Source organism: Planktothricoides sp. SR001 (genome assembly GCF_001276715.1).
GTDB lineage: Bacteria > Cyanobacteriota > Cyanobacteriia > Cyanobacteriales > Laspinemataceae > Planktothricoides > Planktothricoides raciborskii.
Genome location: NZ_LIUQ01000057.1, coordinates 1 through 18308, shown reverse-complemented (window position 1 = coordinate 18308; position 18308 = coordinate 1). Strand labels below are relative to the sequence as shown.

The following is an 18308-nucleotide window of genomic DNA, read 5'->3' as shown; positions in this document are numbered from 1 at the left end:
AATTTTATCCGTATAAGTGACTATCAGTAGGGGACCGTTTTGAGACGGTGACACATCAATACAATGTAGGGGCGGTAAAGCGAATCGCCCCTACTGCCGATCGCCCTAAACATGATATTTTTGCCATGCTTGCCAAAAGATATAAAATGAAAGAATCAGCAGCAATATATTAAAGGCTAAACTGACCGTGCGATCGCTCAATTTGGGTAAAAATCTGGTGCTAATTTGAGCGCCCAATAACCCACCCATGCCTAAAATTAAACCAGGAATCCATAACACATTTCCTTGGAGGGCATGGCCAGTGGTAGCAGAAATTGCCGTAATCACAATTACCCCTAAACTGGTTTGAATCGCGGTTTTAATTTTAGTATTTAATAGCAGGATTTGCAGGGGCACCATAATCACGCCGCCCCCGACACCAAACAACCCCGCTAATAACCCGGCAAGGCTGCCAGTTAAAATCCGCGATAAAAAGAAATAAATTGGGCTTTTGTGGGTAAGTAGATCCCTATTTTGGCTGGCTTCAATTGTTGGCTCAATTGTTGGCTCAATTATGGAGTCAGCTTCTTGGTTATTTAAAGCTTCAATCGCTGCTTGTTTGCGGGTGATTCGTTGGCGAAATTGCACTAAATATATATTTAGCAAAAGTAAACCACCAAAAGCAGTTAATAAGACAGGAGGAGAAAAGATAGTCGCCAATTTTGCCCCAATTTGAGCCGTGACGATCGCCGGCATTCCAATGCCGATTACTTGACGAAAATTCAGATAGCCCATGCGCCAATTTTGCACTGTACCAGAGATGGCAGTGATGACAATAGATAAGCTACTGGTGGCAACCGCTTCACGCGGGGAATGTCCCAAGGAGACTAAAATTGGTACTAATACGGTGCCCCCACCAATCCCCAGAAATCCCGCGAGAATTCCGGCCAATAATCCGGCGGCAGTAAACGTCAACAAGGCGATTTCACTCATAATAATATGGGTTTAGATTAATATGGGCTTAGATTAATATGGTTTTAGATTAATATGGGCTTAGATTAATGGCTTGGGCAAAATTGACTTAGGTAACATACTATGGACTCCTTTATGAGGACGATTCACCACCTGAGTAATATGAAAATTCACCGCCAAGGAACATAATATATAGGCATCTTCGGCTTTGAAGCCAAACCAGTCCACCAAAAGGGCGATCGCCTGTTCCAGGGCTTGTGCAAACGCCTGATCCAAGGTTTCCCCAAACCCCATCGTCATCCAATGGGTTGGAGTTTCCCCCAAAGGGGCAGTCAACTTCAAATCCCGACGTAAATTAAGCTGAATCCTGCCATTCATCGAAGTTTCAATTGCCGTCACATTCACCTCCCCATCTCCTTGGGCTGAATGTCCATCCCCAATAGAAAATAAGCCCCCTGGGAGATAAATCGGCAAAAAAATTCGTGAACCTGCCTGCAAATAGCGGTTATCCAGGTTGCCACCATAATTACCAGGAGGAACCGAAGACCGATTAATTTCTGAAGTGGCAACTCCCAAAATGCCAAAAAAAGGTTGCAAAGGAATCCGGATCCCAGAGGCGATATTGCATCCGCAACGCTGCGCGAACGGAAATTCTGCCTCGGATTTTGCCAAATCCAAAGGAATAAACCGCAGCTTAGACTCGGTAAATTGGTCGGGTAAAGCGCCCCAACCGGGACGAATCGCGTTAAACCCCATTGGCAGTCGAGGGGAAATTTGTTCTAATTTCACTTCCAGGACATCTCCGGGTTTCGCATCTCGCAGATAAATTGGCCCGGTCAGCAAATGTGGGCCTGGCCCCACCTTTCTTTCAGTGGGTAAAGACTGACAAATTTCCACAAATTCTGGGGTGAGAAACTCTGGTGGGGCTTGATCGTAAACATAGAATCCTGTATAGGTTTCTACATCAATCGTATCCCCAGAATCAATGATTAAAGCCGGTTCCAGATCCGGGGAAAAACCCCCTAAATGAACCGTGTTCGGAGTAGCTTTGAGGATATAATGGCTCATGGAATTTTTAGTTACAGATTTGATATGTTTTCAATACTTATATGTTTACCCAATTTACTCTAAATTAATTCTCCCTAGCATCTGGATCATGTTTAAAATACCATAAATTGTGGTGAAACAATGTTACATTGTATCCGAATTTTAGCTGGGGTGGACACCAGCCCAACAGTTTATAGAATATGGGATAATGGGATAGTCACTGTCTACAAATACTGGATGAAACATCCGAGCGTCGCCGTACATCTTGATTGATTTGATTCAATCTAGTGTTTTTTCCCTGTACCAAGGCAACATCATTGATCAGTAATTCATCGGTAAAATTGTGATTATTTTTGTTTTAACCTAAGACTATTATGCTTGGTTAATTATTATACTTGAAAACTTACCATACAATGAAAGAGCGAATCAAATTTCATAAATATTTAATTATTGATGACAGTAAATATTTTAGAAAACTTATTAAATTTATTTTAAAGAAATCTCAGGAAAATATTCAAATTTTTGAAGCAGAAAATGGGAAAGTTGGAGTGCAACTTGCCTTAAAACATTTACCAGATTTAGTCATTTGTGACATTATGATGCCTGAACTAGATGGGTATGGCGTACTTCAGGCTTTGCGCGAACACCCCACCACTCAAAGTATTCCGTTTATTTTTTTATCCTCTAGAGTAGATAAAGCAGATCAACGTCATGGGATGGAATTGGGGGCTGATGATTATCTGACAAAACCTTTTACCAAGGAAGAGTTATTGGGCGCGATCGCTGCCCGGTTAAAAAAATATGAACTATTTTATCGCCAATCCCAGAAAGAACTAGATGAATTGCGAGATCACCTAACCCATTCACTCCCCCATGAACTCCATACCCCTCTCACGGGAATTTTGGGTCTTTCTAGAGTTATCTTGGATGTCTACCATATTGAAGATCCCAGAGTCGTTGAGATGATTAACATGATTCACAATTCTGCTCAAGTCCTCTATCGATTAACCCAAAATTTTTTACTTTATGCTGAATTAGAAATTCTCAGTAATGATCCAGAAAAATTTCAAAAAGTGAACATTTTTCAAGAATCAACTTTTACTGAAGAAATTATTACCAATTTAGCCAAAAAAAAAGGTGAAAAATATCAAAGAAAAGCTGACATTTACCTGAGTATTACTCAGGATAAATTTATTAAAATATCAGCGCCAAAGTTTGAAAAAATTTTAGAGGAAATTCTGGATAATGCTTTTAAGTTTTCTCAACCCGGTACACCCATTGAGATTAAAACTCATACCGATGATGTCTTTTGGAAAATTGACGTGATCGATTATGGCAAAGGCATGAGTCCCTCTGAAATTGAGCGGATCGGTGCCTATGTCCAATTTCAGAGAAAACTATATGAACAACAAGGGTCAGGATTAGGCTTAATTATTGCCAAACGATTGACCGAATTATACGGTGGGGAGTTAATCATTAGCAGTATTCCCGGTCAACAAACAATGGTAACAATTTCTTTGCCTTGGGAATCTTGATGGGTAGGGATTCTATGGTTGATGGTTGATAGTGAGACTTTTCAATTTTCAATTTTTCAATTTTCAATTTTTCAATTTTCACTTTCCATCGCAAACATTTGAATTAATTCTTGCTCCAATTGCTGATATTGGTTATCTAATTCTGCGAGCAATTCCTCAATATTTTGAAAGTCATCGGCTTTGCCTTTGATTTCAATTTGTAGGCACAGTTCAGAGAGTGCTTTCGCACCCATTAAGGCCGAAGATCCTTTGAGGCTATGGGCGCATTTTCTCATGGCCGAGGCGTTTTGTTCGGCAACCGCTTGTTTGAGTTGGGCGATCGCATTCGGGGCATCATCTTCGAGAAATCTTTTGGCCATTTTTTGAGGCAGAGAAGGGTTGAGTTCTTCTAACTCAGCAATCACCGATCTATCGATCAACGATGTTACTTCTGGAACCAAGGAAGGTTCCGTAACCGCTGAGGGAATTGCCGGAATATTTTTTGCCCATTTTTGCAACATTTGCTGGACTTGTTCGATGCGAATGGGTTTACTAATATAGTCGTCCATTCCCGCATCTAAACAGTTTTGTTTATCTTCTTGAAATGCGCTGGCGGTCATGGCAATAATTTTCGGTCTTTGCTTTTTTGGCCAATGGCTGACAATATAGCGAGTTGCGGTTAACCCATCCATTCCTGGCATTTGTACATCCATGAAGATGATTTGATAAAAATGCTTTTCCAGGGCTTCAATGGCGGCTAATCCATTGTCAACAACATCAGCAATATAGCCCATTTTTTGTAAAATGGTCAGCAATAATTCTTGATTAATAACGCTATCTTCGACGATTAAAATTTGCAAGGGTATATGTTCCGCTAAACGGGGATTTAGTTTAGCTTTATGGCGTTGATTCGCGGGAGTTGAGGCTTGAATATTTGAAAGAATACTCAGCAGCGAGTCAAAGAGTTGCGCGGGTTTAACCGGCTTCAATAAGTAGCTATTAAAAATCGCCGCGATCGCCTCACTATTTTCTTCGTGATGTAACAGAGTAGTTAATAAAATTAGGGGAACTCTTTTCCCGCCATCATATGCATAAATTTGACTGGCTAAAGTCAAGCCATCCATATCCGTAAGCTGCATATCCAAAATCATCACATCTGGGCGATCGCTGTTCTGCCATTTGAACAACAAATCCGCCCCAGTAGCAATCATTTCCACCTGCAATCCCCAATACTGACATTGTTGCCCTAAAATTGCCGCCGTGGTGGGATGAGAATTCACCAACCAAACCCGCCGATTTATCAATTCGGGAACTGCCGGATTTAAAGAGGGTTCAGGATGGCCGGGAACTGCCTGAGTTTTAATCTTAAAAAAGAAAGTAGACCCTTGGTTTTCTTGACTTTCTACGCCAATACTTCCATACATTAACTTCACCAAGCGATCGCAAATCACCAAGCCCAAACCCGTCCCGCCATACTTACGACTGGTAGCGGAATCCACTTGAGAAAACGGTTTAAATAACCGATTTAATTTATCCTGGGGAATGCCAATTCCCGTATCTTTCACCGCAAAAGTCAGATTGGGGAATTCTGGGGATTGCGCTTCACTGCTATCTGACTGCACTTTTACCTCAACAAACACCTCTCCTTGTTCCGTAAACTTAACCGCATTACTCAATAAATTCATTAAAATTTGATGCAGTCGGGTCACGTCTCCCATAATCATAATAGGCACATCCGGGGCGACTTGATAGAAAAGTTCCAGTTTTTTTTCCTGGGCTTTTAAGCTGAGTAAATCACAAACATTTTCAATACAATCACGGATATTAATTGGGCGGTGTTCTAACTCTAACTGACCGGATTCAATTTTAGAAAAATCCAGAATATCATTAATCACTGCCAGTAGAGTTTCTCCACTCATTTCAATGATTTTTAAGAATTTCTGCTGTTCGCGATTCAGTTCGGTTTCGGCTAACAGTTGAGTCATCCCTAAAACCCCATTTAAAGGAGTTCTAATTTCGTGACTCATCATCGCCAAGAAATCTGACTTTGCTTGCGCCGCTTTTTCCGCCGCTTCTTTTTGCTGAGTTAGTTGTTTTTGGAGGCGACGAATCGAAAGTTGATTTTCCACCCGGGCTAAGACTTCTTCAAACTGAAACGGCTTAGTAATATAGTCTACGCCGCCAATATTAAAAGCTTTTACTTTGTCCAAGACATCATCTAATGCACTTAAGAAAATCACCGGAATGTCACGAGTGATGTCTACGGATTTAAGCCGTTCACACACCTCAAATCCATTCATTTGGGGCATTTTAATATCCAGTAAAATCAGATCGGGAGGGTCAGCCTGTACCGTAGCCAAAGCCATTGGCCCATTTAAGGCTTTCCGCACTTCATAGCCTTGTTCGGCCAGCATAGTGGATAGAAACCGCAGGTTTTCTGGGGTATCGTCAACAATTAAAATATCGGCTTTTAACGTGGATGTTGGCTGGGATGTTGGCTGGTTATTCATGCGGCCACCGTTGAATTAAATCCATGATTTTGTCATAGCGAAAATTATTGACTAAGTCAACTAAAACATTCGCGAGGGGGCTATGTTCTGGTGGGATTTGGTCAATCAAGCGAAACAGTCGTTGATCTCTGGCACAAAGGGCCGCTTCTTGGAGTTGCGATCGCCATTGGGGAGACATGGCTTTGAGATGATCCGCATTCAGTTCGTCCGTATGGAGTAAACGGTTTTTACTGGATAATTGATGGGTCAGGGTGTCGTGATGGGTATTTTTGGTTTCATAAATATAACGCACCCCCAAATATTCAGCAATTTTTGCCAAAATTACCTCCTGGCGAAAGGGTTTGCGAACCCAATCATTACAGCCGATCGCTAATATCTGTTGGTGTTCTTCTTCAAAGATACTGGCGGTGAGGGCAATAATCACCACTGGATCCTCACTGGGGTCTTGCAGTTGGCGAATTTGCTGAGTGGCTTCTAATCCGTCCATTTCCGGCATCCGAATATCCATCCAAATTAAATGCGGCTGCCAACTGCGCCATAAAGCGATCGCCTCAATGCCATTCATCGCTTCACCCACCTGAAACCCAATCGATCGTAGTAACTCGGTTAGCATCACTCGATTAGCGGTTTGATCTTCCACTACCAAGATACGATATTCCGGCTGATTTGGTGCAAGACCGACGATTTTTGCCGGGGGAATTTTCGCTTTCACCGATCCAGCTACGGCCAGACGGATAGTAATTTCAAAGCTAAATAGAGTACCGCCATCTAAACAACTGCTGACCAAAATATCTCCCCCCATTAAGCGAACAAATTGGCGGCTAATGGACAAGCCTAACCCGGTGCCTTCAATGGATTTACGCCCGGTTTTAGTTTGGACAAAAGGCTCAAACAAATCATCAGTTTCATCGGGTTCGATCCCCGGCCCACTATCTTGAACTTGGAAGTGCAGTTTATCCTCATAATTTTGTACCATCGTCACCGATAATTGCACCATTCCTTGTTCGGTAAATTTGATCGCATTGCCCAGAAGATTAATTAATACTTGGCGTAATTTACTTTCGTCTGTTTGCACATATTGAGGCACATTGGGGTCACAGTGAAAGATGAATTTTAAACCTTTGCCCGTGGCTTTGAGTTGCAACATTTCAAAGATAGAATTGAGTAACCGAAATAAGTCAAAGCTGGTGGGGTTTAATTCTAGATGACCCGCTTCGATTTTAGACATATCCAACACATCATTAATCAGTTCCAGTAAATGCTCCCCAGAGTAGTTAATAATGTTCAGATATTCTTGCTGTTCCGGGGTTAATCTGTGATCGCGACTCATCAGTTGAGTAAACCCCAGAATCGCATTTAAAGGTGTTCGCAATTCATGGCTCATTTTCGCCAAAAAAGTGCTTTTAGCTTGATTCGCCGCATCTGCCGCTTCTTTGGCTTTTTTCAATTGACTCTCTGATTGACGTAAAGCTTCTTCCGCTTGTTTAAGATAAGTAATATCGCTGGCGGTGCCCGTAATTCCCACGACACGACCTTGCCAATTTCGCACCCCGATCGCATTCACCATTAAATAAATGGGTTGACCTTGTTTAGATCGGTGAACAGTTTCATAGTGAAATACAGATTCACCGGCTAAAATTTCTTGCAGCATTTGCCTATCTTGGTACTGATGTTTCGGATCCGCATAGTCCGTAAACTTTTGTTGGCTCATTTCCTCTGGATCGTAGCCATAAATTTGTTTCACCGCTTGATTCACAAACGTAAACTGACCGGCAGCATCTACAGACCAAATCATATCTTGAGAAGTTTCTACTAAATTTCTATATTTACGTTCATTGGCCGCGATCGCCTCTTCTGCTTGCTTGCGTTCCGTAATATCATTCACCAAATAAAGAATACATTCTTCTCCCCCCAGATTAATCAATTCAGCAGATAATAAAACGGTTCTGATTTCTCCCGACTTTAGTCCCCAAGCAAATTCCTGATTATGCACCGAATCGGCGGTGGTTAACATCTGCATAATTGAGATTTCATCTTGAGGATTTTGCCAAATATTCAGGTGATGACTCATTTGGTTAATCACTTCTTGTTTACTATAGCCGGTTAACGTCAAAAAACTATCATTTACTTCGATAAATTTTCCCGCAGCCAAGGTAGTAATAACAATGGGATTCGGCGAAGACCGAAACGCCTTAGAAAACTTTTCTTCTGATAAGCGTAATGCCGCTTCAGTTTGCGCCCTGACGCGAATTTGCTCTTCTAATTCTTCGGTACGTTCTTGCACTTTCGCTTCTAAGGTGCGGGAATAGACTTCCTCCGCTTCATAGAGACGAGCATTTTCTAAAGAAATCGCCGCTTGAGAACAGAGTAAGCGCAAAACTAAGAGACGATCGGGAGTAAATGCCCCAGGGGTGAGATTATTTTCTAAATAGAGAATGCCGATAAATTTTCCTTGGCCAATAATCGGCACGCAAAGCACGGATTTTGGCTGATGCAAAAGAATATAAGACTCGTCGGGATTTTGAATTTTACAAAAAGGAGAATCAATTTCTTTGGTGGCATCATTGAACACCACATATTCGTGAGTTCTGGCTACATAATTAATAATTGATTTCGGCAATAAGTTAGTTTTTTCCACCGGATGCGATCGCCGTACTGAAACTTCTGAATCTTCCACACCTCCAGCCGCTTCAATAACTAATTCTCCATTTTGTTCTAGAATTAAAAAGCCTTTTTGCGCCCCCGCATTTTCTAGGACAATGGTGATTAATTTGGCCAATAACTTATCCAGGACAATTTCCCCAGATAGGGCTTGAGATGCTTTCACCACCGTGGTTAAATCCAAGGCGGATGCCATGCGAGTTTCCGTGGAGGTTAAGGAGGTCATCCCATGATGGTTTGTGGCGGATAGGCGCCGCAGATCGGCTCGATAAGGAAGCAGTTCGGGATAAGTTTCTTCTAACTGCTTGGCTTTGGCTTTAGCCCCCCATTTGACATAGCAATAGCGAGCATTTTGCAAATAAGTCCTGGCAATATTAATTTGTTGTTTATCCGCATAAAATTTAGCGGCAAGTTCATTAGCTAAGGCTTCTTCGTGAAGATATTCATATTTTTTCGCAGCGGCGATCGCTTTTTCATAAAAATCCATCGCTTTAGCTTCCTGTCCCTTCGCCCGGTAGCGTTCAGCCTCAACTAAATAAAATTTCGCTAAATAGTTCATGGGGGCAAATTTAGCCCATTTCTTCATCTGCTTTTGATTTCGGTAAATCTCTTGCATTTGTCTTCTTTTTTGAAACTGACTAGCGGGATTAATTTGGCTTAAATAGATTAAAGAATCATAAAAATAAAACACCGGCAGGGCGATAGTCCCCACCACTCCGGCTACATATTTTTTAGCAAGTTTCGCATTTTGTCTCGCTTCATGATAGTTGCCAAATAAATAGCAGAGAATCAATTTATTTAAATAAAAGTAGTGTAAAATAGTTTGGTCTTGAGCTTGTTGATGCACCGGCAACATTTTTAACTCATTATAAGCTTCGCCAATTAAAACACAGGGATTCGCCGCCTCTCCCATCAAATTTAAAATTCCCTGGCGAAAGAGTTCACTGCCATAAAAACTGTTAATTTGATTTAGCTGGTAAAGAATCTGGCTATACCCCGCCATTTCTTGTTCTAAAACCGTCAGTTCTTCCTGACTGCTAAAATAGGAATAGTAGCCAGTATGCGCCGCATATTTAGCCCATTCTAAATCCCCGGTTTCCCTGCCCATTAGATACAACTGGCGGACTGATTGTAAGGTTTCTCGGATATGCCGTTTCCAGGGAAAAATCCAAATACTCACGGTTTGGACAACTTTGGCTTTAATCTGGCGATCTTCAACTTTTGACAACAGATTTAAGGCTAACTGACCAAACTGATATCCGGCATTAATTTGCCCTAAAAATCCCGATAAAATTAGCCCATAACCAGCATAAGCAAAAGCAGATTCTGGGGAATTTCCATATTCTAGCGAGAGATTCACCATTTTGAAAATAATCAGGGGAAACAGTTCGGGAACGGCAATATAAGACGCGGTAGCTACGGTGGATAAAATTCTAATGGCAGCCAGGTGAATGGGATCGGTCATGGTCGGCAGATGAATTAAATCCTCAATTTTTTTGCAAAACATTGCCCATTGAATCTGGTAAACTCCGAACCAAATTTTATGCAGAGGTACAGCGGTTGTTGTTGAATTTGCCGGGACTGAAGGGAAGGTAATCCCTAATAGTTGTAAAACAGGTAAAGCGGTATGAACCGCTTCTTTTAACTGGTTTTGGGCTTGGTAGGCTTGGATTTTGATTTCATAAACTTTTGCCTTATCTAAAATATTTTTGGCCGATTGTAAAACCACTAAGGAAAATTTATACATTTGCGGCAAATGCCCACTTAAATAAGCCGCTTCCGCTGCTTCCACATGGAGGAACAAGGTTAGTTCATATTGGGTTTGCCAACTGCGAACTCCTAATAAAGTGATGCCGATGGTGAGATAATTTAAAGCCAGTTCATAAGCGGCAGCAGTTTTGGCTTTGATGCCAGCAGTTAAATTTAGTTCCGCGAGTCGATCGCGATCGCCCTGATATTTAATCTGTTCGCTCCCCGCATTCAATTGATTGACAATTTCAAAGATTTTCGCCTCGCGATCGCTTTCTGGAGTATTTTGATATAAAAACTGTCCCACTTGCCAGTGAACCGCTTGTTTTTCCTTCATTGGCATCAAAAAATAAGCCGCTTGTTGAATGCGATCGTGGACAAACTTGTAGGCGATTGACTTTGTTTGAGACAGATGCAATGGCTGGGATGCGGATAAATTACCCAGAGAAGTTTCTGGTAAGAATCCATCGCGATCGCTTAAGGGAACAATCAGCCCTTCTTGGACTGCGGCTTGCAAATTTACCGTTGTTTGCTTCAGGGATTTTCCACTCAACATTGCCAAAGTCCCTAAATCAAAATGATTGCCAATACAAGCGGCTAACTTCAGGCTTTCTTGACTAGAATCGGGCAATTTTTGAATTTTACTGGCCATCAACTCAACCACATTATCAGTAATTTCTCTGAGTGAAATCTGATTAATCTCCCAATGCCAAGAACCTCGTTGATAATCAAAGTAAATTAACTGGTCTGCGGCCAAAGCTTTTAAGAACTCATTCACAAAAAAAGGATTACCCCCGGTTTTATTTTGGACTACTTGGGCTAAATATTTCGTAACCTCTAAAGGTTGCTTAACCGTCTCAGAAATTAACTGATTAATTTCCTTTAATTTCAAAGGAGATAAAGAAATAGATGAAATAATTGCCCCCTGGTGTTCCAATTCACTTAAAGTCAGCATTAAAGGATGACTATGACTGACCTCATTATCCCGATAAGCCCCGATAAACAAAACAAAATCCAAGCAGCCACTCATCAAGAGTTTCAGCAGTTTTAAACTAGCGGAATCAATCCACTGTAAATTATCCAGGAAAATTACCAGAGGATGTGCAGCATTAGCAAAAACTTGGATTAAGTTTTGAAATAACAAATTTAAGCGATTTTCCGCTTGCATCGCCGGTAAAAATGACCCCACTGATTCACAGCCAATAATCCGCTTAAATTCGGGAATTACCTCCAGAATTAATTGGGCATTAGCCCCTAAAACTTTTAAAGTTTTTGTCCGCCACTCATTCAACTGCTCTTCACTTTCCGTCAGCAGTTGTCGAATCAATTCCTGAAAGGCTTGAATCACCCCACTATAAGGAATATTCCGCTGATATTGGTCAAACTTTCCGCAAATAAAATATCCTTTTTTCCGGGTAATAGGTTTATAAATTTCCGCCACCAAGGATGATTTCCCGATTCCCGGAACCCCCGTCACGGTAATCATTCTGGCTTTTTGATAAAAAAATCCTGGAGAAACTGGAGAAACTGGAGAAACATTTCCTAAAGTTGCTGAGGACTTCGGGGTCTTTCCTCGACCCGCTATCTGTTCAAAGGCTGCTAATAACTGGGCTATTTCTTTAGACCGCCCATACAGTTTATTCGGGATCAGGAATTTGTCAGAAATATCTTGGCTGCCCAAGGGGAATTGGCTAATCACCCTTGTGGATCTTAATTGACTTAAGCAAAATTCTAAGTCCGCTTTCAGCCCCCAAGCACTTTGATATCTTTCTTCAGCAGTTTTCGCCAAAAGTTTCATCACCAGGTCGGAAATTGATCGAGGAATTGGCTCAAATTTATCTAGCTGTTTTTCTCCATTATTGGGTATAATTAAATGAGGAGGTTGGGGTTGTTTAGCCAAGTGGCAGTGAACTAACTCCATTGCATCAGCCCCTTTAAATGGTAACTGGTGCGTCAGGAGTTCATAAAAAGTTACACCCAGAGAATAAAAGTCCGTGCGATAATCCAAAATCCGATTCATTCTGCCGGTTTGTTCCGGGGACATATAGCTAAGAGTTCCCTCTAATATCTGTGGGGTTTCCAGCAGGTGACTGTCTTTGGCAAAATCCACGGCAATGCCAAAATCAATCAGCTTCAAAACCTTAGTTTCTGGGTTATAAACTAGGTTAGATGGATTAACATCTTTGTGGATGATGTTAGCCGCATGAATTTCTGCTAAACTATCAGCAGAGGCGATCGCAATTTCTAGGAATTCTTCCAGGGTAAACCGGCGGTGGGACATTAAACTTTTTAACGATTTGCCGCCAAAATCCTCGAAAACAATCATCAGGGTATTGTGATAGGTTTCTAGGCTATAGGACTTGACCACCCGCTGAAGATTCAGATTGTGGGTTATCAGATACTCCAGCTTATATTTGCGGATTTTTTCCGGGGTCGGATAGTCCTCTTTAAGCACTTTGAGAATCACTGGTTGATTGTCTGATTCACGCAGCCCTCGATAGACTCGTGAATTGGGACTTTCATGGATGGTTTGAAGAATTTTATATCCGGCGATCGCTGGCATAGTTATTTGTTGTTAGTTGTTAGTTGTTAGTTGTTAGTTGTTGGTTGTTGGGTAGGGATTCTTTGGTTGTTGGTTATTAGCTACTTAACAATGACTAGCTAATAACTAATCATAAATCATAACAGCCGCTGGCCAATGAAACAGCCTGTGACTATTTTATGTTTAAAATAAAACGTCAGGATTTTACTATGAAAAATAAATTGCCAACCAGAAAAGCGATCGCCCGAACTCGTCTCGTCTCCCTGAGTGCGATCGCGGGGTTATTCCTGTTCACCGCTTGTCAACCGGCCCCGAATGCCACCTCGGATCAATTTACCGTGGGGATGGTTTTAGTCGGGCCACACAATGACGCGGGGTGGAACCAGTCCAACTATGAGGGAGTGCAGACCGTTGCCGCAAAAGTTCCTCAAGTGAAATTTCAATATGTGGATAAAGTTAATCCCGGTGATCGGCCCAACGTGAAAGCATCCCAAGTCGCCGATGATTTAATTGATTCTGGGGCAAAAATGATTATTTTCAACTCCGATGACTTTAAAGATGATGCCCTGGAAACCGCGAAAAAATATCCCGAAATTCCGGTGATTCATATCTCTGGGGATGCTGCCTGGAAAGAAGGGAAAAATTATCAAGCAATTCCCAACTTAGGTAATATTATGGGGCGGATGGAATATGGCAAAATGATGGCCGGATGTGCCGCCGCCCTGGGGACGGAAACCGGCAAAATTGGCTATCTTGGCCCATTAATTAATGATGAAACTCGCCGCTATGCCGCGTCTGCTTATTTAGGGGCTAAATATTGTTGGCAAAACTATCGGCAAAAAGACCCGCAAGATTTAACTTTTAAAGTTACCTGGATTGGTTTTTGGTTTAATATTCCGGGGAAAACTTTAGACCCGACAAAAGTTGCCGATGACTTTTATAATAGTGGCTTTGATGTGGTCATGTCTGGCATTGACACCCCCGAAGCGGCTGTGCAAGGAAAAAAAGCCGCCGCAGCGGGCAAAAAAGTCAAATATGTTCACTATGATTATATCAAAGGCTGTGAAATTGCCCCAGATATTTGCTTAGGACTTCCTTATTATAACTGGGCAGTTCCTTATCAGGAAGCGGTGAAAAAAGCTATGTCTGGTGAATATACCAGTGAATTTGTTTTAGCTGGTCCAGATTGGGCAAATATTAATAGCCCAGAAACCAGTGCGATTGGTTTTATTGCCGGTCAAGCTTTGGGCGATCGCGCCTCATTTCTCAATCAATTTACTCAAGGATTGGGAGATGGCAGCATCCAGCTATTTAAAGGGCCATTAAACTTTCAAGATGGCAGCGTTTTCTTGAAAGCAAATGAAGTGGCCACCGACCAACAAATCTGGTATTTACCAAAATTATTAGAAGGCATGAAAGGGGCGAATTAGTAGGAGAGGAACCCGCCATCGGCAGAGGAGAAAGTGAATAGTGAATAGTGAATAGTGAATAGTGATATTTCTTTTGTAGGGGCTATATGGCCATTCGCCCCTACAATATTGCACTGGCCCGCTCGTGGTTTAGTAATCTGAAAACCGCTGTAAAAGCATTTCAGTCGGTTAAAACCGACTTTAGCTATTAGCCAGGGATTTTATTTAATCCCTGGCGCTGGCGGTTTTTCTTGCATCATTTTTAACCAGCCTTTGTGTAACCCTGCGATCCGTCGGGGATTAAAATCCCCGCCTCATAGCGCAAGTCGGTTAAAACCGACTAATTATGTTTGGTAGGGGTCAACGGCCGTTGACCCGTACATAATTTTAGTCGGTTAAAACCGACTTTAGCTATTAGCCAGGGATTTTAATCCCTGGCGGTTTTTTTGGAACAAAATTATTAAGATTTAATTAAATTAATGGCAATGGGGATCGAAATCGTTTAATGTTATTAAATAGCGCTTTATTATCAGACTACCGCTAACTTTTTTTATCTAAAATATCAATAATTACTTATGAACCAACGTATTCTAAAAATTGATGACCTCCGTGATTTAACCAGTCCTGATAAAATTGCTAAGATTTTTCAGCAATTAGGTTACACCGCTTCAGCGGAACCAATTGATATAAAAAGTTTAGAATTATCCCCTCGCAGTGAAGAAGCGATCGCGGGTGGTTATTTGATTGCTGACCAAGACCGAGGTGGTTTGCAAGTAATATTATTTGAGTTAAAACCAGAGGCTTGGATTTCCCCATCGATCGCCAGTGGTCGGATGAAAGCGATCGCCTCTCAGTTGGGCAAAAGACCCTCGGAATTTTTGTTATTAGCCACAAAAGACTATAACCAGTTGATGTTAGTCAACCCTCGCAAGTTTTTTGATGAAAAAAGTAATTTACAGGCAAGTATTCGCAAGTTATTAATCGACCGCCAAAATCCCACCGCTTATGATTTAGACCGCTTAGAAGCGATCGCGGTTCGGGGTCGTTCTGCCCGAGAACTTTACCAAGCACAATGTGAAGCTTTTGATGTTGAGAAACTCACCAAAGGATTTTATCAAGAATATCAGAAATTATTTCACCGAGTATTAGAGGCGATTTCCTCTCATAATCCTCACCCCTATTTTGCCGATAGAGACCGGCTTTCTCAGTTTACCCAAAGGTTATTGGGGCGGATTATGTTCTTGTATTTTCTCCAGAAAAAGGGCTTTTTAGCAGGCGATCGCCAATTCCTGAAAACGATGTATGGCAAAGGCAAAAGTGCTTATCAAGCGGAAAATACCGATTATTATACCGAAATTTTAGAGCCATTATTTTTTGACACCTTAAACCAGCAACGAGAAAATCATCAATCCCCCTGGGGGCAAATTCCCTATTTAAATGGGGGACTATTTGACCGGGATTATGGGGAAAATATTCAAGATGGGGCTGGTCGAGAAACCCCGGAATTAATTACATTGCCCAATCGGATTTTTGACCCCGGTAATTCTGACAGCATTTTAGGATTTTTCAATATCTATAACTTCACGGTGGCAGAAAATGTTACTGGGGATGAAGATGTAGCGGTTGACCCAGAAATGTTGGGGAAAGTATTTGAAAATATGTTAGCCGCAGAGGAACGGGGTAAGTCGGGAACCTTCTATACTCCTCGTGGAATTGTTCAGTTTATCTGTGCGGAAGTGTTAGGGCGATATTTGGCAGATACCACGGGAATTAGTTTAGAAACGGCGCAAAAATTGGTGCATTATGACCCAGATATTTCCGACAAAGATTTGAATGAATTAATTTCGCCCCAAGATGCGAAAAGTCTCAAAAAAGCCCTGATGAATTTAAAAGTTCTTGACCCTGCGGTGGGTTCTGGGGCGTTTCCTTTGGGGATGATGCAGTTAATCTTAAATGTGCGGCAAGCTGTAGCCCGTCGAGAAGGGATGACCGTCCAGCGAGGCAGTTTGGCAATATCAGAATGGAAGCGAGAAATTATTGCTAATAATCTTTATGGGGTGGATATTAAACCAGAGGCGATCGAGATTGCTAAACTGCGGATGTGGTTATCTTTGGTGGTGGATATTCCCACTATAGAAAATGTGGAAGCTTTGCCGAATTTAGATTATAAATTGATGTGTGGAGATTCGCTGATTTCTAAGATTAATGGGCAAACGATTATTCCTATACCGGGGCAATCGGAACAGTTAGCTTTCGCTTTTGAGATGACGGAATTGGATAAGGCGATCGCGGATTTGTTGAAATTAGAAAAACAATATTTTCATGTGTCTTCTCAGGAACGGCAAGATTTACGCTTACAAATTATGGAGGCGGAAAAACGAGTCTTTGTCGGGGCGATCACCGACCAACGCCATTTTATTTTAGCACAACAAAAGCAGTTAGAACTAGAAATTAAGGAATTCGATAAACCTAGCAAACAGCAGTTACAAGAACGGGAACAGTTAGCCGCCCGGTTAGCAGGATTAGATGAGTTTGAAGCCCAGGTAAAAAGGGGCGATCGCTCTTTAAATTTCTTTCAATATTATCTGCATTTTCGCGATGTTTTTGAACAGAAAGGAGGGTTTGATATTGTCATTGGCAATCCCCCCTATGTGCGACAAGAGCAAATTAAGGAAATTAAGCCCGCTTTAAAAGAGGAATATGACTGTTATACTGGAGTGGCGGATTTATATGTTTATTTTTATGAACAAGGATTTCGCTTACTCAAGGAAAAAGGTTATCTCAGTTTTATCACCTCTAATAAATATTTTCGGGCAGGGTATGGGGAAAAACTCCGCAAATATCTAGGGGCAAAATCCACCATTGAAGTAATGATTGATTTTGGCGATGCTAATGTCTTTGAGGCGATCGCCTATCCTAGTATTATTGTATTTAAGAAAGAAAAACCCAAAGAACATCAGGTTGCTGTATTGACCTGGCAAGAAGGACAAGAGTTAGAAGACTTTGTTTCCGTCTATCAAAAAAACGCTTTTTCTCTCGATCAAACCGAATTAAAACCCGATGGTTGGCGGTTAGAATCCTCAAAAGTTTTACGCTTATTGGATAAGTTAAGAAATGCCGGAACTCCTCTCGGTGAATATGTCAATGGTCGTTTTTACTATGGAATTAAAACAGGTTTCAATGAAGCCTTTGTCGTCGATCGCGAAACGCGGGATAGATTAATTGCCGAACATCCTTCATCCGCTGAAGTTCTCAAGCCATATTGTCGAGGTCGAGATGTAAAAAGATGGTTTGTTGAAGAACCTGACTTATGGTTAATTTTTACTCGTCGTGGTATTGATATTAATAAATATCCTGCTATCAGAGATTATTTAATGCAGTATGAAGAAAGATTAACACCAGGAACTAAAGGTGGCAGAAAAGCAGGAAGTTATCAATGGTATGAAATACAGGATAATGTTGCTTACTGGCAAGAATTTCAAAAGCAAAAAATTATATTAGGTCGATTTATGGATAAAGCTAAATTTGCTTTTGATAGAAATCAGATTCATCACAATGATGCTCTCTATATGATTGTGGGGGCAGATGAGTATGTAACTGCTGTTTTAAACTCATCAATTAGTTGGTGGTTTTTAAGTCATATTTGTACAGATTTACAAAATGGTTACTTGCAAGCTTATAAAGAAAATATTGAACAAATTACCATCCCGAAAGCGAGTGAAGCCGACAAACAAGCCATAGAAGAATTAGTAGAAAAATGCCTAGCCGCGAAAGGAGTCGGAGTCGATCGCTGGGAGGCAGAAATAGACGACAGAGTAGCCCACCTGTATGGGCTGACTGCTGATGACATGAAGATTATTAAAGGAGACGGATAACATGAGAAAAAATTATAAATTTTGAGACAGAATGTAGGGGCAAAGCATTC

At 41.4% G+C, this 18308-nt stretch carries 7 protein-coding genes; 3 read left to right on the top strand and 4 right to left on the bottom strand.

The window, feature by feature from the left end:
• Positions 1 to 105: 105 nt before the first annotated feature.
• Positions 106 to 972, bottom strand: coding sequence for a sulfite exporter TauE/SafE family protein (locus tag AM228_RS23930; protein WP_054469452.1), 867 nt, complete (start codon positions 970 to 972; stop codon positions 106 to 108).
• 60 nt (positions 973 to 1032) lie between these two features.
• The gene (locus AM228_RS23925; RefSeq protein WP_054469451.1) at positions 1033 to 2019 is read right to left on the bottom strand and encodes an acetamidase/formamidase family protein; all 987 of its coding nucleotides are present in this window, start codon (positions 2017 to 2019) and stop codon (positions 1033 to 1035) included.
• 392 nt (positions 2020 to 2411) lie between these two features.
• Here AM228_RS23925 and AM228_RS23920 point away from each other — a divergent pair, with 392 nt between their 5' ends.
• Positions 2412 to 3533, top strand: a complete 1122-nt coding sequence (locus AM228_RS23920; RefSeq protein WP_054469450.1) for a response regulator — start codon at positions 2412 to 2414, stop codon at positions 3531 to 3533.
• A 71-nt stretch (positions 3534 to 3604) separates the two neighbouring features.
• Here AM228_RS23920 and AM228_RS23915 read toward each other — a convergent pair whose 3' ends face one another.
• Complete coding sequence (locus AM228_RS23915) at positions 3605 to 6022, bottom strand: response regulator (protein ID WP_054469449.1); 2418 nt, start codon at positions 6020 to 6022, stop codon at positions 3605 to 3607.
• The gene (locus AM228_RS23910; protein ID WP_054469448.1) at positions 6015 to 12995 is read right to left on the bottom strand and encodes a PAS domain S-box protein; all 6981 of its coding nucleotides are present in this window, start codon (positions 12993 to 12995) and stop codon (positions 6015 to 6017) included. The genes AM228_RS23915 and AM228_RS23910 overlap by 8 nt, the downstream gene beginning before the upstream one ends.
• Positions 12996 to 13183: 188 nt before the next feature.
• Between AM228_RS23910 and AM228_RS23905 the strand changes: the two genes are divergently transcribed.
• Together AM228_RS23905 and AM228_RS23900 are read left to right on the top strand one after the other, a co-directional pair.
• Positions 13184 to 14404, top strand: a complete 1221-nt coding sequence (locus tag AM228_RS23905) for a BMP family protein (RefSeq protein ID WP_082349033.1) — start codon at positions 13184 to 13186, stop codon at positions 14402 to 14404.
• A 554-nt stretch (positions 14405 to 14958) separates the two neighbouring features.
• Complete coding sequence (locus AM228_RS23900; RefSeq protein WP_054469447.1) at positions 14959 to 18258, top strand: Eco57I restriction-modification methylase domain-containing protein; 3300 nt, start codon at positions 14959 to 14961, stop codon at positions 18256 to 18258.
• Positions 18259 to 18308: the final 50 nt, after the last annotated feature.